This is a genomic window from Micromonospora sp. NPDC005553 (assembly GCF_042871765.1).
Classification (GTDB): Bacteria; Actinomycetota; Actinomycetes; order Mycobacteriales; family Micromonosporaceae; genus Micromonospora.
In genome coordinates this window covers 1-23818 of sequence record NZ_JBIAJD010000016.1, presented here as the reverse complement: position 1 = coordinate 23818, position 23818 = coordinate 1, and the positions used below count along the sequence as shown (strand labels likewise).

Here is a 23818-nt window from a genome sequence, read left to right as displayed (position 1 = left end):
ACGTTCGATCGCAGTCGCCCTGGCCGCGGCTGTTGTCGGCTCGCTGCTCGTGGCGCCGGCCACCGCCGCCTCGGCGGCGCAGCCACCGATCGGCTCCTGCGCCGATGAACAGCCCGACGCGAACGCCGCACGGCGGATGCTGACGGTCTGCGGGCGGCGTGTGGAGAACCTCTCGAAGCGTACGGAGTGGTCGCAGACGTTCCTCAACGTCGACGGCTCCGAGACGTTGGAGCAGACCATCGAGCCGACGCGCGTGCGCAAGGGCCAATCCTGGGTCCCGGTGGACACGACGCTGAAGGTGACTCCCGAGGGCGTGGTACCGAAGGCGACCATCCTGCCGATGGTCTTCAACAGCAAGGGCGGCGACGGTGCCTTCGCGCGGCTGCGTGACGGGTCGCGCGAACTCGCCGTCTCCTGGCCCGGGAAGCTTCCCGCGCCCGTGATCGAGGGATCCACGGCGACGTACCGCGACGTCCTTCCGGACGTGGACCTTCAGGTCACCGCGCAGCCTCTCGGCTTCTCGGAGGTCCTGGTGGTTCGGTCCCGGGCGGCGGCGGCGAACCCGAAGCTGGCCTCCCTGCGATTCGGCTTGCAGGCCAAGGGCGTGTCGGTCGGTGCCGCCTCCGGCGGTGGGCTCGCCGCTCGGGACAGCAAGGGCGGCACTGTCTTCGCCGCACCGGCGCCGCTGATGTGGGACTCCTCGGCGCCGGAGGACATGGCGGGCGGGGCACCCGAGAAGGACAAGAAGGGCGCGCGCTCCGCGGAGCCGCAGCGCAAGCCGGCCACCAAGGCCGAGGCCGAGGCCGCGTCCGGGTCAGCTCGGGCCGCCGAGGTGGCGCCCGACCGGGATTCGGTGCCGGAGGCCGCCCGCCGGGCCGTGATGCCGGTCCGGGTCGACGCCGACGCACTGACACTCATCCCCGACAAGGCGATGCTGGCCGACCAGCGGACGAAGCTACCCATCTACATTGATCCGTCGTGGACCGGCGGTATCGCGAGCAACGCGTGGACCTCGGTGTGGAGCAAGTACAAGTCCAGCTCGTTCTGGCAGAACTCGTCCGCCTTGAGTAACGGCAAGACGGTGGGGTCGGCGGGCGCGGGGCGCACGGAGGACTGCTCGGGCTGTGCCGATCACATCATCCGGTCGCTGTTCCGGATGAACACCTCCGGGGTTGCCGGTAAGCACATCCTCAGCGCGCAGTTCCGGGTGGAGCAGCGGTGGTCGTGGACGTGCAGCCCGAAATCCAACGCGAAGTTGTGGATGACCGGCGCCATTTCGTCCGGCACGACCTGGAACAACCAGCCCACCTGGTACAGCGCCTACACCGCGCAGGCCGTCGGCAACCGCAAGTACGGCTCCGCGCACGGCTGCCTCGGCACGGGAACGATCGAGTTCAACGTCAAATCGATCGTGGAGAAGGCGGCCGCGAGCAAGTGGTCCAACGTGACCCTCGGCCTGCGCGCGATCGACGAGGGCACCAAGAACCAGTGGAAGCGGTTCAACCACTCCTCACCGAAGTTGGCGATCACCTACAACACCGACCCGAACGCGCCCTCGGACCGGAAGTCGGACGGCAAGGCCTGTGCCACGGGCGCGGCCCGGCCGTACGTGTTGACCACCACGCCGGTGCTCTCCGCGAAACACTCCGACCCGGACAGCGCCCAGCAGTCGCTCACCACCGCCTTCTACTGGTGGCCGGTCGGTGGCGCGCGCAACGAGACCAACAAGGTGAACCAGGCCTCGGGTAACCCGTCGGCCGTGTCGCAGACCATCCCCTCCGGCAGGTTGACCGACGGCGTGAGTTACGTGTGGCAGTCCCGGACCTGGGACGGCAGCCACTACAGCGCCTGGTCCGGCACCTGCGAGTTCACCGTGGACGCGACGCCGCCACCGCCGCCGGCGAGCGTTGCCTCGACCACCTACACCAACAACGGCGTCCCGAAGGGCGGCGTCGGCCTGGCCGGTGCCTTCACCATCAGCGCGCCGACCACCCGTCCCTACGAGGTCAAGGAGTACGCGTACAGCCTGGACTCCGGCGTGCTGACCGCTGCGGCGACGGTGCCGGCCCGGACGACGGACTACGGCGCCTCCATCACGGTCACCCCCCTGCACGACGGGGTCAACGTGCTCTACGTCTGGTCGAAGGACCACGCGGGTCGATTCTCGTCCCCGGTGACCTACACCTTCAGCGTCCGCGCCGGCTCCGGGCCGGCAGGCGAGTGGAAGTTCGAGGAGGCCAGCGGCACCAGCGCTGTCGACGCCTCCGGGCACGGCAACACGCTGAGCCTCAGCTCGGGGGTCACCCGTGTCGCCGGCCGGGCCGGGGTCGGCACGGCAATGAGGCTGACGGGCAGCGGTGCCGCAGCCAAGTCGGGCACTCTCAACTTCCCGCACCCGGACACGCTCGTCTCCACCCCGGTGCGAACGGACGCCGACCTGAGCGTCGCCGCCTGGGTGAAGCTGGACTCGTTGACCAGCGGCGCCGGCGCGCAGACCGTCGTGAGCGCGAACGGGTCCCGTAGGGCCGCCTTCCAACTCGGGTACGTCCTCGGCAATCAGCGATGGCGTTTTGCCATGGTCTCCGCCGACGCCGACAACTCCACGATGTACAGCGTGGAATCCAACGCTGTGCCGGTCGCGGGCAAGTGGACGCATCTGGCGGCGACCTATGACGCGGCGACCAAGAAGCTGACCCTGTACGTCAACGGTGTGGCGCAGACGGCGACGGCGACGCTGACCGGTGGGTTCAATGCGACCGGCGACTTCTCCGTCGGCAAGCGCAGGTGGGACGGTGCCATCGACGGCTTCTTCTCGGGCACTGTCGACGATGTGAGGTTCTACAACTTCGTGGAGACGTCGACGAACCTGGCGAAGCTTGCCGTTCCGTTGCAGCCGAAGATCACCTTCCCGAACGGGTCCCAGGTGACCGCCGGCGGCCAACTCACCGTGCGGTTCGACGCTGGTGGCGACACGAACGTCACGAAGTTCAAGTACAGCGTCGACGGCACCGGTCTGGGCACCACTGTGAATGCCACGTCGGTGGGTGGCACCGCGACGGTCACCGTCGCGGTGGGCAGCACCACCGGCAAGCGGCCGGTGTACGCGGTCGCGGTGGACGACGGTAACCGGACCAGCGGGATGAACCAGGGCGAGTTCGCCGTCGCGCCCTCGTCGAGCCTGGCCGGCACCGTGTACGACCCGAACTGGCTTCCCCAGGCCGGGGCGGTCGTTCGGCTGCAACCCGGCGGGTACCAGGCCACCTCGGGTGCGGACGGCAGCTATGCGCTGAGCAACTTCCCACCCGGTTCCTACACGGTCACGGTCACCTTCGGCGGCCGATGTGGCTCAGCCTTCAGCCAGGCGATCGACATCGACGGCCAGGGCCTCAACCTGGATCTCTTCCTCATCGCGCTCAGTGACGACCTGGGTCACACCTGCAGCGAGCAGACCAGTGCCTTCACCGCGGCGTCGACAGTGCTGCCGCTGACCGGTGACGACGCTGTCGCGACGGTGCAGCTGCCGTTCGCCTTCCCGTTCTACGGCGGTGCGTACCGCAGCGCCTGGGTGGACACCAACGGTGTGCTGTCGTTCACCGACCCGGGTGGCTCACACCCGTACACCGGTAATGGGCAGTTGCCCGCACCGGCGGACCCGAACGCCCTGGTCGCGCCCTTCTGGGACGACCTCGTGGTGGACAGCTCCGCCAGCGTGCGGACGGCGACCACCGGCACCGGCACCGCGCAGCGGTTCGTCGTCGAGTGGCGCAACGTGCACCGCAAGGGCGACACGACGCAGCGGTTGTCGTTCGAGGCGATCCTCGCGCCGGACGGCACGGTGACCACCAACTACGACGGGTTGGACAACGCCGCCGAGAAGGGTGACAACGCGATCGTCGGCATCGAGGCCGCGGCCGGCGAGGATGGCCTGTCCTACTCCATCGGCGATCCGGTACTGGCGAACACTCAGGCGATCACCTTCGTCCGCCCGGATGTCGCCGGCGGGTTGGAGACCTACAACCTCTCCGGCGTGCTGACCAACGCGGCCGGCACCCCGGTCGTCGGTGCCACTGTCACCCTTGATCCGAGCGGGCTGACCGCCACCACCGGCACCGGCGGGGCGTACAGCTTCACCGCACTGGTCGCCGACAGTTACAGCGTCTCGGCCAAGCTCGCCGGCCGGTGCGGTGTCGCGGTGCGCAGCCAGGTGGAACTCTCCGCCAACACTGTGCGCAACCTGCAGCTCGGTCCGGACTACGGCGGTCTCGGGTACGCCTGCGCCACCGGTACGTCCGGCTACGTCGCGGCGTCCACGGTGCTCGCCCTGACCGGCGACGACGCCACCACGTCGGTGGCGCTGCCGTTCCCGGTGCAGTTCCACGGGCAGACCTACTCCACCGGGCGGGTACACACCAACGGTCTGGTCAGCTTCGGCAGCGCGTCGGGTGAACCGGACACGTGGGCGAACCCGACGATGCCGACGGCGACGGCCCCGAACGCGGTGGTGGCCCCGTTCTGGGACGACTTCGAGGTGGACGCGTCGGCCAGCGTCCGCACGCAGACGCTCGGCACGGCCCCGAACCGGTCCTACGTCATCGAGTGGCGCAACGTCGGGTTCCGCCCGACGAACGCCGAGCGGCTGACCTTCGAGGTGATCTTCCACGAGGACGGGCGGATCGCGTTCCACTACGGCGCGATGACGACACCGGTGCAGCAGGGTGCCGGCGCCACCGTCGGCTTGGAGAACGCCTCCGGGTCGGTGGCCGCGCTGTACTCCTTCCAGGAGGCGGTGCTGACCGCCAACAGCTCGATCACCTACACCCCGGCGCCCGCGGGCACGGTCACGGGTGTGTTGACCACGGCCGTTACCGGTAACCCGGTCGCCGGCGCCACCGTCACCCTGAACCCGGGCAACCGGAGCGCCACGACCGGCGCGGACGGCAGCTACCAGTTCAACACCGTGCCGGTGGGCGAGTACGCCCTGGCCGCCTCGACCGGTGACAACCGGTGCGCGGGGCAGTACGCCAAGGAGGTCGTCAACCACCCCGGTGGGACCTCGGACGTCGACCTGTCGGTCATGGTCGACGGCGACGAGTTCGGCTACAAGTGCACCACCGGCGCACAGACGTTCGTGCCCGGTGACGTGACCGAGGGATGGAGCGGCGACGAGACGGTGTGGCAGAAGAACCCGCCGTTCCCGGTGAAGCTCTACGGCGAGTCGTACACGTCGGCGTGGATCAGCGCCAACGGCCTGATCAGCTTCAAGGACCCGGCGTACTTCGGCTGGATCGGGTCCATCCCCGGCACCCTTCCCTCGCCGGCCGCCGAGGGCTCGCCCAACGCGACCGTCTACGTCCACTGGGACGACTGGGTGGTGGACTCGCAGGCTCGGATCGCGACGAAGATCAGTGGCAGCGCGCCCAACCGGCAGTGGGTGGTGGAGTGGCGCAACGTCCACGCCTATGGCGACACCAACACCCGGGCGACCTTCGAAGTCATCTTCGCCGAGGGCGGTGACATCACCCTCGCGTACGCCGACATCGACCCGACGAAGCCGGTCGAGCGCGGTGGCGAGGCCACCGTCGGTATCGAGAACGCCGACGGTTCGATGGGCTTCCAGTACCTGCACCGGGAGAACTGGCTGGCCAGCGGTCAGGGCGTGACGTTCAAGCCCAACCCGCCCGGCCAGGGCAGCGTCGCCGGCACCGTCACCTGCCAGGGCACGCCGGTGGCCGGGGCGAGCATCGCGGTCGCCGACAAGACGGCCACCACCGCCGCCGACGGCACCTACCGTGTCGACGCCGTACCCGCCGGCTCCTGGGCGGTGATCAGCACCGTGCCGAGCGGCACCTGCAAGGGCTCCGACGTTCGGCAGGTGGTGGTCGGCACGAACACGCAGGTGAGCGCCGACTACGCGCTGGCCGCCACTCCGACCGGCGGCGGTTACACGCTGGTCGAGCAGCCGGTTCCGTACACCCCCGTCAACACCACGGTGCTGCCGGTGACCGGGGACGATGCGTACGCGTCGGTGGCCCTGCCCTTCCCGGTGAACCTCTACGAGCAGACGTACAACACCGGCTGGGTGGACAGCAACGGTCTGGTCAGCTTCGTCGACCCCGGCGAGACCTCACCGGACGCCTGGCCCATCCCGTCGCCGGACAGCCCCGAGGAACCCAACGCGGCCCTCTACCCGTTCTGGCACGACTGGGTGGTCGACAGCAACGCCAGCGTCCGCACGGGGGTGCGGGGCAGCACCGGAAGCCGACAGTTCGTCATCGAGTGGCGCAACGTGCACTCGTTCGAGGACCCGCTCACCCGGGTGACCTTCCAGGTAATCCTCGACGAGGCCGGCGGCTACAGCTTCGCCTACACCGACAACGACGGCACGTTCCTCGAACGCGGTGGCGCCGCCACCATCGGCATCGAGAACGCCAGTGGCACCAGCGCGATCCAGTACGCCTACCGCCAGCCGGTCCTCCGGCCGGGTCTGGGGCTGCGCTTCAACCCGCCAACCTCGTAAGCGTTCGCGGTAACGACGGAGGTGTCGTCTCGCAGGGGACGGCACCTCCTACGGCCCTCACTGTTTTTGATCATTCGACCTTCCGGAGGAATCTGGTGTCGTTAGCCCGCCCACTGCAATCAATGAAAGTAACTAGCCAGCGACGGGGTGCACGCCTTCGTCGGCGGGCGACGGTCGCGGCGGCCCTCGCGGCGACCCTCGTGGCGGGCGTCCTTCAGGGGCCTTCGGCTCAAGCGGCGCCGGTTGGCTACCAGCGACCGTCGTCCAAGCCGATACCCACCATTCCGGTGAAGGCGGTCACACCGGCTGCGACGCCAGCGGCGAAACTACCATCGGCGGCGTCCGCGAAACCGGCCCCGATCTGGCCTGCAGCCGGGACAGCGGTGGCCGACCTCACCGCTTCCGAGACTGGCGGGCCAGTCCGCGCCGGCACCTTGCCGGTACGGATCGCTCGCCCGGCTGCGACCTCGCGGGGCGCTTCCGCCGGCCGGGTGCGGGTCGAGGTGCTCGACCAGACTGCTTCGAGCCGGGCGGGAGTACAGGGCCTGCTACTTCGGGTTGGCGGGGCGGGCACCGCCGCCAGCGGGAATGCCGATGTCACAGTCGACTACCGGTCGTTCGCCACCGCCTATGGTGCTGACTGGGCCAGCCGACTGCGCTTGGTCTCCATGCCGGCCTGCGCACTGACCACTCCGCAGAAGAAGCAGTGCCTGGGTACTACTTCACTGAAATCCCGCAACGATCTCCGATCGGGCACAGTCACCGCCAGTGTCACGGTCGGCGCGTCGGAGAGCTTGCTGGCGCTCGCGGCAGGGGCTTCCGGCCCAGCCGGTGACTACAAGGCCACGTCTCTCCAGCCCTCCTCCACCTGGAGCGCCGGCGGCAGCGCGGGGGCCTTCACCTGGTCGTACCCAATGCGAGTGCCGCCGGGTGCCGGCGGCCCCGAGCCGAAGGTCGAACTGAGCTACTCATCGCAGTCGGTCGACGGCCGGCACGCCGCCTCCAACAACCAGCCCTCGTGGATCGGTGAGGGGTTCGAGGGATGGCCAGGGGGCTACATCGAGCGCACCTACCGAAACTGCTCGGACGACATGGGTGGCTCGGCCAACAATACCGAGAAGGCCACCGACATGTGCTGGGAGACGGACAATGCCACGATGTCCCTGGCCGGGCATTCCGGTGAGCTGATCTACAACTCCAGCGAGGATCGTTGGCATCTGCGTAACGACGACGGTTCGCGGATCGAGCGCAAAACCGGCGCGGCCAACGGGGACAACAACGGCGAGTACTGGGTGCTAACCACCACGGCTGGAACGCAGTACTGGTTCGGCCTCAACCGATTGCCCGGATGGGCCTCCGGCAACGGCGAGACCAATTCGACCTGGACGACGCCTGTTTTCGGCAACGAGCCGGGCGAGCCGTGCAATGCCACGACCTTCGCCGCTTCCGACTGCACCCAGGCGTGGCGGTGGAACTTGGACTACGTCGTCGACCTGCACGGCAACTCGGCGTCGTACTGGTACGGCAAGGAAACGAACAAGTACGCTCGCAACCTCGATACGAACGATGACGTTAGCTATGTCCGTGGTGGCTGGCTGGACCGGATCGACTACGGCACTCGACGGGTGAACGGCGTCGACTCGGTGCTCAGCACCCCGGCGCCGCTTCGCGTGGAGCTCACCGAGGCCGACCGCTGTCTGAGCAGCTGCACCACGCACGACGAGGCGCACTGGCCGGACACTCCATGGGACTCCGAATGCACCGGGACGTCCTGCGCGGACGACTACGCACCGACCTTCTGGACCACCAAGCGGCTGTCCACGGTTACCACCCAGGTCCGCACCGGTAGTGCCTACAGCGACGTCGAGCGGTGGACCCTCACCCATACGTTCCCCGATCCCGGTGATGGCACGCGCGCGGGCCTCTGGCTATCCAAGATCTCGCACGCCGGTCTGAGCGGCGGCAGCACCAGCGTCCCGGACATCGAGTTCACGCCGGTACAGCTTTCCAACCGGGTCGACACCGAGGACTTCGCAGCTGCGATGAACTGGATGCGGATCACGAAGATCCGTAACGAGGCGGGGGGAACGATCAGCGTCAACTACTCCGCCCAGGATTGTAAGGCCGGGCAAACCATGCCGACGCCGCAAGCCAACGGCCGGCGGTGCTACCCGGTGATCTGGGAACCGGAGGGCTACAGCGACCCCGTGACCGACTGGTTCCATAAGTACGTTGTGACCACCATCTACGAGAACGACAACACCGGTGGCGTGCCGCCGCAGGGCAGCCCTCGTACGGTCTATTCGTACAACTACCTCGACGGAGCCGCCTGGCACTACAACGACGACGACGGGCTGATTGACAAGAAGCGCAAGACCTGGTCCGACTTCCGTGGGTATGGCCGGGTGGGCGTCACCGTTGGTGATCCGGGTGAGCAGACCTATACCGAGAGCCGTTACTTCCGCGGCATGAACGGAGACCGGGCCACCCCCACGGGTGGAACCAAGTCGGTCACGATCGACGGGATACCGGATGAGGACTGGTACTCCGGAGTCGAGCGGGAGACCACCGTCTACAACGGCCCAGGTGGGCCGGTCGTTTCCCGTGTGCGCAACGTCCCATGGGCCTCAGCGGCGACCGCTACCCGAACGATCAACGGCGACACCGTCACCTCGAGGTTCAACGGGATCGGCACGACCACCACGCACACCACGCTCGACGCTGGGCGCGCCGAGCGGGTCAACAAGACCGTTACTACGTACGACAGCTTCGGCATGGCGGTCGCCGTGGACGACCTGGGCCAGGACGGCGTCGCGGGTGACGAACGCTGCACGAAGACCGACTACACCCCGAGGAATACAACCAGTTGGTTGATGGACCGGGTACATCGGGTGCAGACGTACGCAGTGAAGTGCTCAGACACGGCCACTCCCGCCTCGCTCAGCGAAGACGACGTGATCGGCGAGACTCGGACCTCGTACGACGATCACGCCTTCAAAGCCGAGCCGACGCGGGGTTTGACCACGCGGCTTGAGGAGATGGCGACGTGGAACGCCGGCGCGCCGACGTTCACCACCGTCGCACGGTCGGCCTACGACAGCCAGGGCCGCGTGACCTCGGTCTGGGACGCGAACAACTACGAAACCAAGACCGCCTATACCCCCGCGACCGGTGGCCCGGTGACCAGCAAGACTGTCACCAACCCGGCGCTACACGTCTCCACCACGACCCTCTCGCCGGGCTACGGCACGGAAACCGCGGTGGTGGACGCCAACGGCAAGCGCACCGACCTGGCATATGACGGTCTCGGCCGCCTCACCTCGGTCTGGCTTCCCAACCGAAACAAGGCCACCCAGAGCGCGAACATGACCTTCGCCTACACGGTCCGGACGGACGCGGCGACCGTCGTGTCCGCGTCGAAGCTCAACTCCGCGGGCGGCTACTCCACCTCGTACGCGCACTACGACGGGATGATGCGGGAAAGACAGACCCAGTCGCCTTCGATATCGGGTGGACGCCTGATCACCGAGACGTTCTACGACACGGTGGGGCGCAAGGCCAGGAGCTTCGGGACGTACCACGCGGTGGGGACGGCCGGTGCGACCCTGGTGACCACCACCGAACGAGCGTTGGTACCGAACCAGACGCGGACCGTGTACGACGGTGCCGGACGGACGACAGCTCAGGTCTTCCAGCCCTACAACGCCGAGCGGTGGCGCACCTCGACCTACTACGCGGGCGACCGCACCGACGCCACGCCGGCGGCCGGCGGCACGGCCACCTCGAGCATCGCGGACGCACGGGGGCAGCTCGTGGAGCTGCGGTACTACCACGGCGCCACCCCCACCCCCGGCGCGGCGGGCAGCTGGGATGCCACCAAGTACACCTTCAACCGCAAGGGACAAAAGACGGCCGTCACCGACTCCCGCGGCAACAAGTGGACGTACACCTTCGACCTACGGGGCCGGCAGACCGAGGTCGTCGACCCCGACAAGGGCAAGGCGGTCTCCACGTACGACAATGGCGGTCGGGTCGCCAGCCTGAGCGACGCCCGAGGTAAGAAGCTGGCCTACCTCTACGACTCGCTCAACCGCAAGCGGGCGGTCTACGAGAACCAGGTCGGTGGCACCATGCGGGCCCAGTGGGTCTACGACACCCTGGCAAAGGGTCAGCTCACCCAGTCGACCCGCTTCGTCGGCAGCGCGGCTTATCAGGTGAAGGTCAACGGCTACACGGACACGTACCTGCCAACCGGCAGTTCGGTAGTCATCCCCAGCGCGGAGACCGGACTGGCCGGGACCTATACCTTCGACACCACCTACAACGTGGACAACTCGGTGGCGTCGCAGAGCATGCCGTCGACGAACTCGGGCCTGCCGGCGGAGACGCTGCTGTTCGACTACAACAGCTTCGGGCTACCGAGCGGCCTCCGGACGTTGTACGGGAGCGTCAACTCGTCGTACGTCGCCGACACCGATTACAACGCGCTCGGCGAGATCGACCAGGTGGAGCTGTACACCGGTACCGGTGGACGGGTTTTCCAGAAGTTCACGCGGGAGCTTGAGACCGGCCGCCTGACCGGCATCCGGACGGACCGCGATTCGGTGGCGCCGAACATCCTTTCTGACGTCCGATACAGCTTCGACCAGACCGGCAACGTCACCAAGGTCACGGACGTCGCACCCGATCCGGTCGACGACACCCAGTGCTTCACCTACGACCATTTACGCCGGCTCTCCCATGCGTGGACGCCGTCGTCGGGTGACTGTGCTGCGGCGCGGTCGGCCACCTCGCTGGGCGGTCCCGCGCCATACTGGCGGTCGTGGACTTTCGACAGCGTGGGCAACAGGCGTTCGGAGGTGGTCCACGCCGCCGGCGGGGACACGACGACCACCTACAACTACCCGGCCGACGGCTCGCCGAAGGCGCACAGCCTTACCTCGACGACCGGTGGTCAGGTGGGCAACTACACCTACGACGAGACGGGCAACACGCTCACCCGACCCAGCGGTTCCGCTGGCACTCAGACGCTGACCTGGGACTTCGAGGGACACCTAAACACGGCGACCGACTCGACCGGGCAGACCAGTTTCATCTACGACGCGGACGGCAACCGGCTGATCCGCCGGGACCCGGCGGGCAAGACGGCGTATCTGCCCGGGCAGGAGATCCGATACAACTCCAGCACTCAGACGACCACCTGCACCCGCTTCTACTCGCACAACGGAGCCAGCGTCGCCTCCCGGACGGCCGCTGGCCTGACGTGGCTGACCGGTGATCACCATGGCACCGCCGGAGTCTCAGTGAACGCCGCCACCCAGCAGGCGGCGATCCGCCGGGAGACGCCATACGGCCTGCCCCGAGGTGCCACCCCGGTCTGGCCCAACGACAAGGGCTTCGTCGGTGGCACCAAGGACAACACCGGCCTCACCCACCTCGGGGCGCGGGAGTACGACCCACTGATCGGTCGTTTCATCAGCGTCGACCCTGTGCTGGACCTGTCGGACCCGCAGCAGATGAACGGCTACAACTACAGCAACAACAGCCCGGTAAGCACCAGCGATCCCACCGGCCTGAAGCAGTGCGGCAACGACAGTTGCACGATGTACACAACACCCACACCGGACGGCGAGATTGTCCACGAGCCGGGCGGAAAGAAGACCAGGATCACGAAGTCCTGCTTCGATCGCTACTGCATCGGCAAACCCAGGAACCCCACGAGACACGGCCCGTGGGACGATGAATTCGTGTACAACCCGGAGGCCGTCATCACTCCCGCCGATGTTGCGAGCTGGGCCAAGTGGCAGGCCAGACGCTATGCGTGCATCGCCTCGCAGAAGTCAGGGGTGGGCCAGTGTGCCAGTTGGGGCGAGGCGCCGTACTTGTACGACCGATACATGGAGAATAGCGGGGAGCCCTATGTATTCGACTTCGCTCCGGGCTACGACGGGGACCCGTATATTCGGCAGGAGGTCAACGACGAGATCTTGGCTGCGCAGTCCGCCGCTGAAAACCTAATGGGTAAGTCCGGCAGTACTACCTTTGACATGACCAGTATCGGCCGCAACATCAGGGACAATCCGACCACTGAGCGCTGGCAAAAGACGCTCGGCTCGTACGACATCTGGGCTAGTGCCGAGGTGACCGTCACCGGTGACACAGTGGCTATGCGGATCACCATTCATGCCGAGGACCGGTGGAACTTCAACAAAGATGCAAATGATCTTGGTACCGATATTTCCGATAACGAAAACGGGCGCTTCGCCGAGTTGGGCAGGGCGCAGGGCTTCAACTCATCAGGGTCGATGGTGAAGGACGTAGTGTGGAAAGCCGGTTCGCCAAGGAGCGCAGTCGTGACCGAGCCGTACCGGCAGCGTTGGTGACCAGGTTCGGCCGGCTGTTGCTCACCCTGGTGGCCGCGGTGGGGCTCGTCCTCACCGCGGCCTGCGGGGGCGGCTCCGGCACGCCGCCGGCAGCCGGCCGGAGTGGGCCGCCGGCCGGTGGATACACCATCGATCCGTTCGCTGATGGGTTGCAGCCGGTCTTCGACATGGACCCTGAGCTTGCGGACCAGGTCGGCAGGGTGCTGATCGGGTCGACGCCGGACATCGATGGTCTGAAGGTCGTGCCTCAGCAGTCGCCCTATGCCGATGGCGTCCTCTCGTCCGTCTGTGGGATGCGTAGAGGCAACGGCGTCTACGGCACTGCTTTCGGGCAGCAGCGTGAGTGGGAGGCGCCGGATCTGCGGGTCATGCAGCTCGCCGGCGCCTGGGGTGTGACGTCGGGTGCGCAGGCCGTCGAGCAGGTTCGCGGCAAGCTTGGTTGTGGCACCTACCGTGATCGCGAGGATCGTTATCGCGTTCTCGGTGAGACGCAGCTTCCTCGCCTGCCTGGTCTGGATGGGCAGCTGATGTACTGCGAGGTGATCGATGGAGCGGACCGCTCGGTGCCGACCCATATCTGTACCTTGCTGTTGGCCCGGGGTGCGCTCGTTTCACGGATCCGGACGCTCGCTCTGGACACTGCCACCGCTGAGCGGGTGACCAAGCAGTTCAGCGTGCTCGCGGCTCAGAGCCTCACCGCCATCTCCTGAGAATCGACCTGTTGGCCATCCCGCCGGGCGCGGTGACCGCCCCGGCGGGATGGCGCGGGCGACGGCAGTGCGGCGGACCTGTGCGGCGTCGAGGTCGGTCCGATGTTATGAATCGCCAGCGCGATCAGGACTAGGCAGCTGATCTGTTCGTTGCCGTCCCGGCCGGTTGGAAGGACCATGTCGATGTCTCTGCAAACGTTGTTCAATGACTTCGTCAGGGGCGTGGCGGAGCAACTGGCCGGGTACGGCTTCAAACAGGGGATGGGCTGCGTCTTCCGTCGGTACTCGGCGGCGGGCGACGCCCTCGTCATCGAACTGCAGATGTCGGACCACTCCACCGCGACCGAGAAGATCTTCTACATCAACGTGGGTCTGGTGTTGGCGCCGGCGTGGGAGGCTGCCCGGCAGCGCTACCGCCTGCCCGCGTCCGAGCAACCTCGGCCGCTGTACGCCATCTGGAAGCACCGCGTCGGATTCACCACCCTCTCCGGCGGGGACCAGTGGCGGATCGCCGACGAGGCCACCGCCGCTGAGGTGTCGGCGCAGGTGCGCCGGCGGCTTGACGAGACGCTGGCGGAGTTGCTGCCGCTGCTGGACCGTGAGGCGTTCCTCGCGGTCGCCGACAGCCGGGAGTTCCTCGGGGCCGGCGGCTGGCGGGTACGGGCCTGGTTGCTGGCGGAGCAGGGGCCGTCACCGGAGCTTGAACACCTGCTGTTCACCGAGCGGCCCGCCCACACGCACAAGTCGGCGATGATCCAGAACATCTGGACCTATGCGAACAGCAGATCCAGTGCCGAAGGCTCGCGGTGACGTCCCGCACCAGGGCCATCTTTGGCCGGCAGAGACATGGCAGGAAGGACAGCACGACGATGACACAGCACGTCGGCAACCCACTCGCGCCGCAGATCTGGAGGGTCTCATCGCTCGGTCGGTTCGGCGTACTCGCTCTGGTCCCTCTGGCCGGCCTGTTGTCGTGGCTGGCTCTTGGCTCCGTGCTCGCGAGCGCTCTCGCCATCGTCGGTGCGCTGCTGAGTTGGTGGAGGTTCGCCTGGCGTCCGGCCGTGATCCTCACGGACACTGAGGTGATCTTGCGGAATCCCAACGCCTCCCAGCACATCGCGCTTCGCGACGTCAGGATCGTCGACGCGGGTTACGGGGGCCTGACCATTACGACCTCGACGAACGAGCGTGTGGTCGCCTGGGCGGTCCAGAAGTCCAACCTTGCCAAATGGACTGGTAGGCATACTCGGGCCGATGATGTCGCGGCGTCGATCACCCGTGCCAGCCGGAGTTACGCCGAAACGTCGTAATCAGCCTCATCGACGCCGATGGCCACGTTTGTAGCCTCCGGACGTCGTTCGGCGTTGATCCCCGTGACATCTGCGCGAGTTCCGGAGCAACCCTCCGGGCCGGACCCCGCGTGACTAACTCGAAACGGGGATCGGAGGCCTGAATGAGCGATCGCGACGAGGCGTTCGCCGAGTACTTCGCGGCACGGTCCGGTGCCATGCGCGGCACCGCGTACCTGCTGTGCGGCGACTGGCACCGTGCCGAAGACCTGGTCCAGACCGCGTTCGTCAAGCTCTACCGGGTCTGGAACCGGATCTCCCGGCACGAGGTGCTCGACAGCTACGTGCGCGGGATTCTGATCCGGACCTTCCTCGACGAGCGCCGCCGCGGCTGGTGGCGGCGTGAACGGGTGGGCGGGGAGGCCGCCGAGCAGGTGGCCCCGCCCGACTCGCCGGAGAGCCGGCTGGTGCTGCTGCAGGCGCTGGCCCGGGTGGCGCCGCGTCAGCGGGCCGTGCTGGTTCTCCGGTACTGGGAGGACCTGTCGATCGAGGACGTCGCGGCGCTGCTGGAGTGTTCTCCAGGGACGGTGAAGAGCCAGGCGGCACGCGGGCTCGACACGTTGCGCGGCCTCCTGGCACCCACCTACAGCGGGATCGAGATGGGGGAGCGATGAACGAGCAGGAGTTGCGCGAGGGGCTGCGCAGCGAGATGGCGGAGACAACCCCGCCACCACCATTGAGTACGACAGCCGCGCTCGGCGCGGCACGGCGGACGCACTTCCGCCGACGGGCGCTGTTGGCGTCCCTCGGTTCGGCGGCTGTCGTGCTGGCCGTCACCGGCTTCGCGGCCGTCGCCACCCCGGACGGGCACATCTACCAGCCTGCGGGCCAGGGGCCACTGGCTTCTCAGGACACCAAGGAACCGTGGCCGACCGGGCCGGACGGGCAACCGCAGGAGGACCGGACCGCGCGGGCCGGGTCCAAGTACGACCAGGGGGTTCACCTGCTCACCGAGGCTGTCTCGGTCATACCCTCCGGCTACAGCACGCCAGATGACCCGCCGGGCCAGTCCGCCGAGGAGCGGACGCTGCGGACCCACCAGGCGCAGTTCGAGGACAAGGTGGACGGCGTCGACGTGTGGAGCTATTCGTCCTCGGTTGCAGTGGCCCAGGGTGAGGGCACCGGGCGCGTGATCGTCGAGGTGCACGCTGCCGGCAACCCGCTGCCGACCGAGCCGTGCGACCTGGCCCAGAAGTTCTGGGGCATGAAGGGCGAGTGCCAGGTCGAGACCGTCGGACCCGTGCGGGTCGGCGTCGTGGTCCGACCGAGCAGCGACGACCGGCTCGACCAGTGGTCGGCGTACCGGCACCCGGACGGCGTGGTGGTCTTCGTGGCGCAGGCCGCGCGGCTGGACGAGAGCCGGCCGGGGTTGACGAAGCTGCCGTTCTCCGTGCCGCAGTTGGCTGCCCTCGCGGCAGACGAACGGTTCCACCTGAAGTGACACGGCGACTCGGCCTCGCCGAGTGGGCCCAGGTGCCGCCACCGTGTGGGCCACCTGGGCCTTCGTGCGTGGAGTGGACGACGAGAATCGAATTCGCGTAGTCAGTTCGCGAGGACGAAGCTCACCGCCGACAGGGGCCGTACTGTGGACCCGGCGAACGGTTACGCTGCGCGACATGCGTGTCGGTTTCGGTGTGAGCGTCTCTTCGCAGGGGGAGACGATCGACCCCACGGATCTCCTGTTCGCGGTGGCGCCGTTGGTGCAGAGCCGCGGCATCGAGGTGCATCGGTCGGGCAACGTCCTGTGGTTCACCGGGCCGCAACTGTCGTCACTCTTCGAGCTCGCCGATCCACTGGCAACGTGGTGGCAGGACGCAGTCCGGGTCGTAGATCATCAGGTGGACTTCCGATTCGTGGGTCCCGCCGGCCTCGACACCATCTCCTACTGCCAGCCTGACGTTGCACCCGAGCTTGTTCGCCACTTCATCGAGCACAACAGTGGCCCGCCGTCTGACACCAGCTCCGCCAGCCTGCATCGCGTTTTCTAGCAGTCCCCATCGGTCGGCAAGGCGTCGTAGCGGCGTCAGTCGTGCGGGTGGAAGGCTGGACTGAGGGAGAAGCGAAAGGCCCAGGTGCCGCGATTCGTGCGGTCCACCTGGGCATTCGTGCGTGGAGCGGGCGACGAGAATCGAACTCGCGTAGTCAGTTTGGAAGACTGAAGCTCTACCATTGAGCTACGCCCGCGTGCATCCCGCCGAAACGGGACGCGCCCCTAGCGTACCCAATGCTGTTGCCCGACGCGTAACCGCGTCACCGCCCCGCGGCGTCGCGTCGTCCGTGACCCGGCGGCACCGCGACCCAAGATCCGCGCAACATCCGGGATGTAGCGGCCTCGCCGCGCGCGGAGACCACCAGATCCGTGAAGTTGTGCGGATCTTGGCGGTGCGGGAGTGGGGGCTAATGGTAGTTTTCGGGTGATGTGTCCGGGTGGGGGATGCCCCGGCACCGACTGAGGCGTGGCGACGGCATAGACTGCACGTCGCCACGGGGTGTGGCGCAGCTTGGTAGCGCACTCGCTTTGGGAGCGAGGGGCCGTGGGTTCAAATCCCGCCACCCCGACTGTCGTCCGCGGCCGGGCCGCCCCGGGTGCCGCCCAGTGCGGCTCCCGGGCGATGCCGGAGCGTCAGGCCGGCTCGCCTACACTCGATGGGCTGAATCACGCCCAGACTCAACTGAGATCCGTCAAGGAGTACGCCTGTGAAGAGCACCGTCGAGACTCTGAGCCCGACGCGCGTGCGGCTCGCCATCGAGGTGCCGTTCGTCGAGCTCGAGCCGAGCCTCAAGAAGGCGTACCGGGAGATCGGTTCGCAGGTCCAGGTTCCGGGCTTCCGCAAGGGCAAGGTGCCGACCGCGGTCATCGACCAGCGGGTGGGCCGGGGCACCGTCCTCAACGAGGCGGTCCAGGAGGCCATCCCGGAGAACATCCTCGCTGCGGTGCGCGAGCACGACCTGAAGACGCTGGGGCGCCCGGAGGTCGAGATCACCGAGTTCAACGACGGTGACTCGCTCAACTTCACGGCCGAGGTCGACGTCCGCCCGGAGATCACCATCCCGGACGCGAGCACCATCGAGGTGACCGTCGACGAGCTGCAGATCGACGAGAGCGAGATCGACGAGCAGGTGAAGAACCTGCGGGAGCGTTTCGCGACCCTCAAGACCGTCGAGCGGGCCGCCGCCGAGGGCGACTACGTGCAGATCGACCTGAACGCCACCGTCGACGGCGAGGACGTGCCGGGCGGCCAGGCGAGCAACATCTCCCACGAGGTGGGCAGCAAGCAGCTCCTGCCGGGCCTGGACGAGGCCGTGGTCGGCCTCGCCGCCGGTGACGACACCACCTTCACCACCCAGCTGGTCGGCGGCGACTTCGCCGGTCGCGACGCCGACGTGGCGGTGACCGTGCGCACGGTCAAGGAGAAGGAGCTGCCGGAGCTGAACGACGAGTTCGCCCAGATGGCGAGCGAGTTCGACTCGATCGAGGAGCTGCGCGGCGACCTGCGTAACCGGGTCACCCAGGGCAAGCAGGTCGAGCAGATCTACGCCGCTCGGGACAAGGCCCTGGCCCAGCTCGTCGAGGCCGCCGACATCCCGGCTCCGGAGGGTGTTGTCCGCGAGGAGGTCGACAGCCGCAAGCAGGCGATGGTCGACCAGCTGGAGCGGATCGGCGCCTCGATGGAGGAGTACCTCGCGGCCGAGGACAAGACCGAGGAGCAGATCGACGCCGAGCTGACCGAGGCGGCGACCGAGGGCGTCAAGGTCCAGCTCCTGCTGGACACGCTGGCCGACGCCGAGGACGTGCAGGTCTCCGACGACGAGTTCGGGCACGAGATCGTGCACCGGGCGCAGCGCGCCGGGATGGCCCCGCAGCAGTACTACGACCAGCTGGTGCGCTCCGGCGCGGCCGCCGCGGTCTTCGGCGACGTGCGGCGGGGCAAGGCGCTCGCGGCCGTCATGGAGAAGATCACGATCAAGGACTCGGCCGGCAACGGGATCACCCTCGACGCGCTGCGCGCCGCCAACGAGGCGGAGCACAACCACGACCACTGATCGTCGGGTGCGGCCGCCGTCCACCGCTCAGCGGCGGACGGCGGCCGTTTCCCTCCCGGGTCCGCCCGGGCAGCAGGCACTGCCGGGTCCGCCCGGGCATGCAAGGCACTGCCGGGTACGCCCGGAAGCCCGCGCCGCGGGTACGCCCGACACAGCTGCGCTGAGAGCGAACACTGCCCCGACCGGGACTCTGCCGCCCCGCACAGCGGTTAGTGTCGGGAAAGACGGTACGGAGAGCGAAGGGCTGCCATGACCGACATGCACATCCCCAAGAAGTCGCTCCGGGCGATTGACGCGCGCGGTGGCGACTCCATTGGCAACCTCGACGACTCGGTCTACAACCGGTTGCTCAAGGAACGCATCATCTTCCTGGGCAGTGAGGTGACCGACCAGGTCGCCAACCGCATCTGCGCGCAGCTGCTGCTGCTCGCCGCGGAGGACCCGGACCGCGACATCAACCTGTGGATCAACTCGCCGGGTGGCTCGGTCTACTCCGGCATGGCGATCTACGACACCATGCAGTTCATCGACAACGACGTGTCGACCGTGGCGATGGGCATGGCTGCCTCGATGGGTCAGCTGCTGCTCTGCGCGGGCACCAAGGGCAAGCGGTACGCCCTGCCCCACGCACGGATCATGATGCACCAGCCGTCCGGTGGTCTGGGCGGCACGGCGTCCGACATCGCCATCCAGGCGGAGCAGATGCTCTACACGAAGCGGATGTTCCAGGAGCGGGTCGCGCACCACACCGGCCAGAGCCAGTCGCAGATCGAGGCCGACTCGGACCGGGACCGTTGGTTCACCGCCCAGGAGGCCATGGACTACGGCTTCATCGACAAGGTGATCATCGGGGCCGCACAGGTTCCGGATGGCGCCGGGACCCTGAGCTGAGGAGCTGACGATGACCGATCTGAGCCTGCCGCCCCAGTTCGCGGCCGTGCACAACCGCTACGTGCTGCCGTCGTTCGTCGAGCGCACGTCGTACGGGGTCAAGGAGTCGAACCCGTACAACAAGCTCTTCGAGGACCGGATCATCTTCCTCGGCGTCCAGGTGGACGACGCGTCGGCCAACGACGTGATGGCCCAGCTGCTGACGCTCGAGGGCACCGACCCGGACCGCGACATCATCATGTACATCAACTCGCCGGGTGGTTCGTTCACCGCCATGACGGCGATCTACGACACCATGCAGTACGTCCGTCCGGACATCTCGACGGTCTGCCTCGGGCAGGCGGCGAGCGCGGCGGCGGTGCTGCTCTCGGCGGGCACTCCGGGTAAGCGGATGGCCCTGCCGAATTCGCGGATCATCATCCACCAGCCGGCCACCGAGGGCGGCTACGGGCAGGGCTCGGACATCGAGATCCAGGCCCGGGAGATCCTGCGGATGCGTACGCAGCTGGAGGACATGCTGTCCCGCCACTGCAACCGCCCGATCGAGCAGGTTCGCAAGGACATCGACCGTGACAAGATCATGACGGCCGAGGAGTCCAAGGAGTACGGGCTGGTCGACACGATCCTGACCAGCCGCAAGAAGGGTTTGCTGGCGGCCAACGCCGCCCGCTGAGCCGTACCGGGTCAGAGGTTGGCCGGGGCTTTCGTTCCCGGCCGACCTCTGACACACCCGTTTTGGGGGTCGGAGAATGCCCCGCCAGCGGGTAACGTCGGGTCCGTACCGCTTCGCCGGCTGGGCTGGCGGCGCGAACCAAACCGGGCGGCGTGCAACGTCCGCAGGTCAGGGCCGGGTCTCCGGCCGATGAGTGCAGGGAGAACGTAGGTGGCACGGATCGGTGACGGCGGCGACCTACTGAAATGCTCCTTCTGCGGCAAGTCGCAGAAGCAGGTCAAGAAGCTCATCGCGGGCCCAGGGGTCTACATCTGCGACGAGTGCATCGATCTCTGCAACGAGATCATCGAAGAGGAGCTGGCCGAGTCCGGCGAGGTGAAGTGGGAAGAGCTTCCCAAGCCGATGGAGATCTGCCAGTTCCTCGACACCTACGTCGTGGGTCAGGATCAGGCCAAGAAGGCGCTCGCCGTAGCGGTCTACAACCACTACAAGCGGATCCAGGCCGAGGCGGCTGGCGCGCCGGGCTCCGGCAGTGACGCCGTCGAGCTGGCCAAGTCCAACATCCTGCTGCTCGGCCCGACGGGGTGCGGCAAGACCCACCTGGCGCAGACCCTCGCCCGGATGTTGAACGTCCCGTTCGCCATCGCCGACGCCACCGCGCTGACCGAGGCGGGCTACGTGGGCGAGGACGTGGAGAACATCCTCCTCAAGCTGATCCAGGCCGCCGACTACGACATCAAGCGCGCCGAGACCGGCATCATCTACATCGACGAGGTCGACAAGATCGCCCGCAAGTCGGAGAATCCGTCGATCACCCGGGACGTCTCCGGTGAGGGCGTGCAGCAGGCGCTGCTCAAGATGCTCGAGGGCACGGTGGCCAACGTGCCGCCGCAGGGTGGCCGTAAGCACCCACACCAGGAGTTCATCCAGATCGACACCACGAACGTGCTGTTCATCTGTGGTGGGGCGTTCGCCGGCCTCGACCAGATCATCGAGTCCCGCACCGGGCAGGGCGGCACCGGTTTCGGCGCCCGGCTCCGGTCGGTCTCCGAGCGGTCGACGGACGACATCTTCAGCCAGGTCATGCCGGAAGACATGCTCAAGTTCGGGTTGATCCCCGAGTTCGTCGGCCGGCTACCGGTCATCACCAACGTTCGCAGCCTGGACCGCAGCGCCCTCGTTCGGATCCTCACCGAGCCGCGCAACGCCCTGGTCCGGCAATACCAGCGTCTGTTCGAGCTGGACGGTGTCGAGCTCGAGTTCGACGAGCCGGCGCTGGAAGCCATCGCCGATCAGGCGATGCTCCGGGGCACCGGTGCACGTGGTCTACGGGCCATCATCGAGGAGGTTCTGCTCTCCGCGATGTACGAGGTGCCGAGCAACCCCGACGCCGCCCGCGTGCTGATCACCCGCGAGGTTGTCCTGGAGAACGTCAACCCGACCATCGTGCCGCGTGAGTTCACCGGGCGCCGGGCTCGGCGCGACCGCGAAGACAAGTCCGCCTGATCCTTTCCGCGTCCCGCCGGCCGTTCGATCCTGAGCGGCCGGCGTGATCGTGTTCGGCGCCGTTCGCCAGTGACGACCCCCGCCCGAGTCGGTCAGGCCGTCGCGCTGTCCGTGAACGGGTCTCCAGCCGTACCCTGGGCTCATGCGTGTCGCCGTGTGCCAGCTGAACGCCCGGGACGACCGTAAGGCGAATCTGGCGGCCGCTGAGGCCCTGCTGGAGCGCGCCGCCGCCGGCGGCGCGGATCTTGCCGTCCTTCCGGAGTACGTCGACTACCTGGGTCCTGCCGGTGGGCTGCCCGAACCGGAGCCGGTCGACGGGGAGGTCGGCAGCTTCTTCGCCGGGGTGGCCAGGCGGCTCGGGATCTGGGTGGTGGCCGGTTCGTTCCATGAGGCGGGTCCGGACCCGGACCACACGTGGAACACCTCGCTGGTCTTCGACCGTTCCGGCAGTCTGGCCGCGAGCTATCGCAAGATCCACCTGTACGACGTGGAGATCCCCGGTCGGGTCTCCTATCGGGAGTCGACGAGTGTCGCGCCCGGGGCCCAACCCGTGGTGGTCGACGTCGAGGGGCTACGGGTCGGCCTGTCGATCTGCTACGACCTGCGCTTCCCGGAGCTCTACCGGCTGCTCGCGTCCGATGGCGGCGCGCAGCTGCTCGTGGTTCCGGCAGCGTTCATGATGCACACCGGCCGGGACCATTGGGAGGTCCTGCTGCGGGCCAGGGCGATCGAGAACCAGTGTTTCGTGGCGGCGGCCGGTCAGACCGGCGACCACGAGCCAGGTCGCACCTGCTTCGGGCGCAGCATGGTGGTCGACCCGTGGGGGACGGTCATCGGCCAGGTGCCGGACGGCCCGGGGGTCTCCGTCGTCGACCTGGACCTGGAGCGGCTCGACACGATCCGCGCCGAGCTGCCCAGCCTGGCCAACCGCCGGCTCTGAGGCTCAGCGGCTCTGAGGTGTGCGGCGGGCCAACCGCCGGCTCGGAACCTCAACCCTCCAGCAGGACGCCGATCACCGCGAACCCGGCGATGACGGCGGCGGTGACCAGCAGCGCCGTGGTCATCCGGGACCTGCCACGTCGGGCCAGCCGTCCCACCGAGAGCACAAGCACGACCAGCACGACCGCGCCGATCACCACCTGCCAGAACGGCCCGATGAGGCCGAGCAGCGCCTGCTCGGCGAACACCCTGGTGCCGTGCCCGGACTCATCCATGATTGACACTCTGGCACGTCGAGGTGGCCCGCGTCCTCGGCTGTCTCGGGGAGTCGAGGTTGCTGGCAGTTCGGCGGCGCCGGGAACCGGCGGGCGCTCTTCGTCCGAACCAGTGATGAACCCTGATTTGCCTTCTCCGGGCCGTCCGCGTAACTTTCTCTCTGCACGGGGGAGGCCGGACAAACCGGCCGAGAACGGGCGCCAGGCTCGTGGCGGCAACGCCGAGCGGGACTGAGGATCGGGCGGTGCGGAACACTCCGGAAACGGGGTTGCGAACGCGAAGCCGACCGGGTAGAGTTTCGAAGCCGGCAGGAGCCGGGCGGAGAGCCGCGAAGCGGCGATCGGCCGGTCTGCGGCTTCCCACGACAGAAACGAACGTTGGCAACGACGTGCGTCATCGTGGACTCGAGCAAGCAAGACTATCCGCATCACCGGATGAAGCATGACGAACCGCGAAATATCGGTTTGACAGGGCGGAAACGAGCGGGTAACGTAGTAAAAGTGCCTGGCGCTGAAAGCGCGGGGCGCGGA

Annotated in this window: 14 protein-coding genes and 2 tRNA genes; 14 read left to right on the top strand and 2 right to left on the bottom strand. The window is 67.6% G+C overall.

The genetic code is table 11. The annotated features are described in order from the left end of the window. Positions 1-49 precede the first annotated feature (49 nt). The 8 genes from ACFYPG_RS32945 to ACFYPG_RS32910 all read left to right on the top strand — a co-directional run bounded on the left by ACFYPG_RS32945 (position 50) and on the right by ACFYPG_RS32910 (position 16947). On the top strand, positions 50-6517 hold the full coding sequence (locus ACFYPG_RS32945) for a carboxypeptidase regulatory-like domain-containing protein (RefSeq protein WP_387355101.1): 6468 nt from the start codon (positions 50-52) through the stop codon (positions 6515-6517). A gap of 383 nt (positions 6518-6900) precedes the next feature. Next, the gene (locus ACFYPG_RS32940) at positions 6901-12900 is read left to right on the top strand and encodes an RHS repeat-associated core domain-containing protein (RefSeq protein ID WP_355010125.1); all 6000 of its coding nucleotides are present in this window, start codon (positions 6901-6903) and stop codon (positions 12898-12900) included. Beyond that, positions 12840-13610: a hypothetical protein gene (locus ACFYPG_RS32935; protein ID WP_355010124.1), complete on the top strand. Its 771-nt coding sequence runs from the start codon at positions 12840-12842 to the stop codon at positions 13608-13610. The genes ACFYPG_RS32940 and ACFYPG_RS32935 overlap by 61 nt, the downstream gene beginning before the upstream one ends. A gap of 183 nt (positions 13611-13793) precedes the next feature. After that, on the top strand, positions 13794-14420 hold the full coding sequence (locus tag ACFYPG_RS32930) for a DUF4304 domain-containing protein (protein ID WP_387355099.1): 627 nt from the start codon (positions 13794-13796) through the stop codon (positions 14418-14420). A 59-nt stretch (positions 14421-14479) separates the two neighbouring features. After that, positions 14480-14920, top strand: a complete 441-nt coding sequence (locus tag ACFYPG_RS32925) for a PH domain-containing protein (RefSeq protein WP_355010122.1) — start codon at positions 14480-14482, stop codon at positions 14918-14920. A 143-nt stretch (positions 14921-15063) separates the two neighbouring features. After that, complete coding sequence (locus ACFYPG_RS32920) at positions 15064-15573, top strand: SigE family RNA polymerase sigma factor (RefSeq protein WP_387355097.1); 510 nt, start codon at positions 15064-15066, stop codon at positions 15571-15573. Further along, positions 15570-16400, top strand: coding sequence for a hypothetical protein (locus ACFYPG_RS32915; protein ID WP_387355095.1), 831 nt, complete (start codon positions 15570-15572; stop codon positions 16398-16400). The genes ACFYPG_RS32920 and ACFYPG_RS32915 overlap by 4 nt, the downstream gene beginning before the upstream one ends. 175 nt (positions 16401-16575) lie before the next feature. After that, positions 16576-16947 (top strand): hypothetical protein, encoded by a 372-nt coding sequence (locus ACFYPG_RS32910; protein WP_387355093.1) that lies wholly within the window; start codon positions 16576-16578, stop codon positions 16945-16947. A 122-nt stretch (positions 16948-17069) separates the two neighbouring features. Here ACFYPG_RS32910 and ACFYPG_RS32905 read toward each other — a convergent pair. Continuing rightward, positions 17070-17143 (bottom strand) — tRNA-Gly (locus ACFYPG_RS32905). A 301-nt stretch (positions 17144-17444) separates the two neighbouring features. Here ACFYPG_RS32905 and ACFYPG_RS32900 point away from each other — a divergent pair. From ACFYPG_RS32900 to ACFYPG_RS32875, 6 genes are all read left to right on the top strand, one after another. Next, a tRNA-Pro gene (locus tag ACFYPG_RS32900) sits at positions 17445-17518 on the top strand. A gap of 138 nt (positions 17519-17656) precedes the next feature. Continuing rightward, a complete protein-coding gene (gene tig / locus ACFYPG_RS32895) occupies positions 17657-19003 on the top strand; it encodes a trigger factor (RefSeq protein ID WP_387355091.1) in 1347 nt (448 codons plus the stop codon). A gap of 249 nt (positions 19004-19252) precedes the next feature. Continuing rightward, the gene (locus ACFYPG_RS32890; RefSeq protein ID WP_007464111.1) at positions 19253-19894 is read left to right on the top strand and encodes an ATP-dependent Clp protease proteolytic subunit; all 642 of its coding nucleotides are present in this window, start codon (positions 19253-19255) and stop codon (positions 19892-19894) included. 10 nt (positions 19895-19904) lie between these two features. Continuing rightward, positions 19905-20567 (top strand): ATP-dependent Clp protease proteolytic subunit, encoded by a 663-nt coding sequence (locus ACFYPG_RS32885; protein ID WP_030333536.1) that lies wholly within the window; start codon positions 19905-19907, stop codon positions 20565-20567. Positions 20568-20777: 210 nt separating this feature from the next. Continuing rightward, positions 20778-22073, top strand: coding sequence for an ATP-dependent Clp protease ATP-binding subunit ClpX (gene clpX, locus ACFYPG_RS32880; RefSeq protein WP_355010117.1), 1296 nt, complete (start codon positions 20778-20780; stop codon positions 22071-22073). A 142-nt stretch (positions 22074-22215) separates the two neighbouring features. Next, positions 22216-23013: a carbon-nitrogen hydrolase family protein gene (locus ACFYPG_RS32875; protein WP_387355088.1), complete on the top strand. Its 798-nt coding sequence runs from the start codon at positions 22216-22218 to the stop codon at positions 23011-23013. Positions 23014-23062: 49 nt separating this feature from the next. Here the strand turns inward: ACFYPG_RS32875 and ACFYPG_RS32870 are convergent, their stop codons facing one another. Beyond that, entirely contained in the window at positions 23063-23287 is a 225-nt protein-coding gene (locus ACFYPG_RS32870) for a hypothetical protein (protein ID WP_355010144.1), read from the bottom strand. Positions 23288-23818 lie beyond the last annotated feature (531 nt).

What these genes read in the sequence shown, in the direction of transcription:
- ACFYPG_RS32930 (WP_387355099.1), top strand. Translation starts at nt 13,794, where the DNA reads ATGTCTCTGCAAACGTTGTTCAATGACTTCGTCAGGGGCGTGGCGGAG.
- ACFYPG_RS32925 (WP_355010122.1), top strand. Translation starts at nt 14,480, where the DNA reads ATGACACAGCACGTCGGCAACCCACTCGCGCCGCAGATCTGGAGGGTC.
- ACFYPG_RS32920 (WP_387355097.1), top strand. Translation starts at nt 15,064, where the DNA reads ATGAGCGATCGCGACGAGGCGTTCGCCGAGTACTTCGCGGCACGGTCC.
- ACFYPG_RS32915 (WP_387355095.1), top strand. Translation starts at nt 15,570, where the DNA reads ATGAACGAGCAGGAGTTGCGCGAGGGGCTGCGCAGCGAGATGGCGGAG.
- ACFYPG_RS32910 (WP_387355093.1), top strand. Translation starts at nt 16,576, where the DNA reads ATGCGTGTCGGTTTCGGTGTGAGCGTCTCTTCGCAGGGGGAGACGATC.
- ACFYPG_RS32890 (WP_007464111.1), top strand. Translation starts at nt 19,253, where the DNA reads ATGACCGACATGCACATCCCCAAGAAGTCGCTCCGGGCGATTGACGCG.
- ACFYPG_RS32885 (WP_030333536.1), top strand. Translation starts at nt 19,905, where the DNA reads ATGACCGATCTGAGCCTGCCGCCCCAGTTCGCGGCCGTGCACAACCGC.
- ACFYPG_RS32875 (WP_387355088.1), top strand. Translation starts at nt 22,216, where the DNA reads ATGCGTGTCGCCGTGTGCCAGCTGAACGCCCGGGACGACCGTAAGGCG.
- ACFYPG_RS32870 (WP_355010144.1), bottom strand. Translation starts at nt 23,287, where the DNA reads ATGGATGAGTCCGGGCACGGCACCAGGGTGTTCGCCGAGCAGGCGCTG.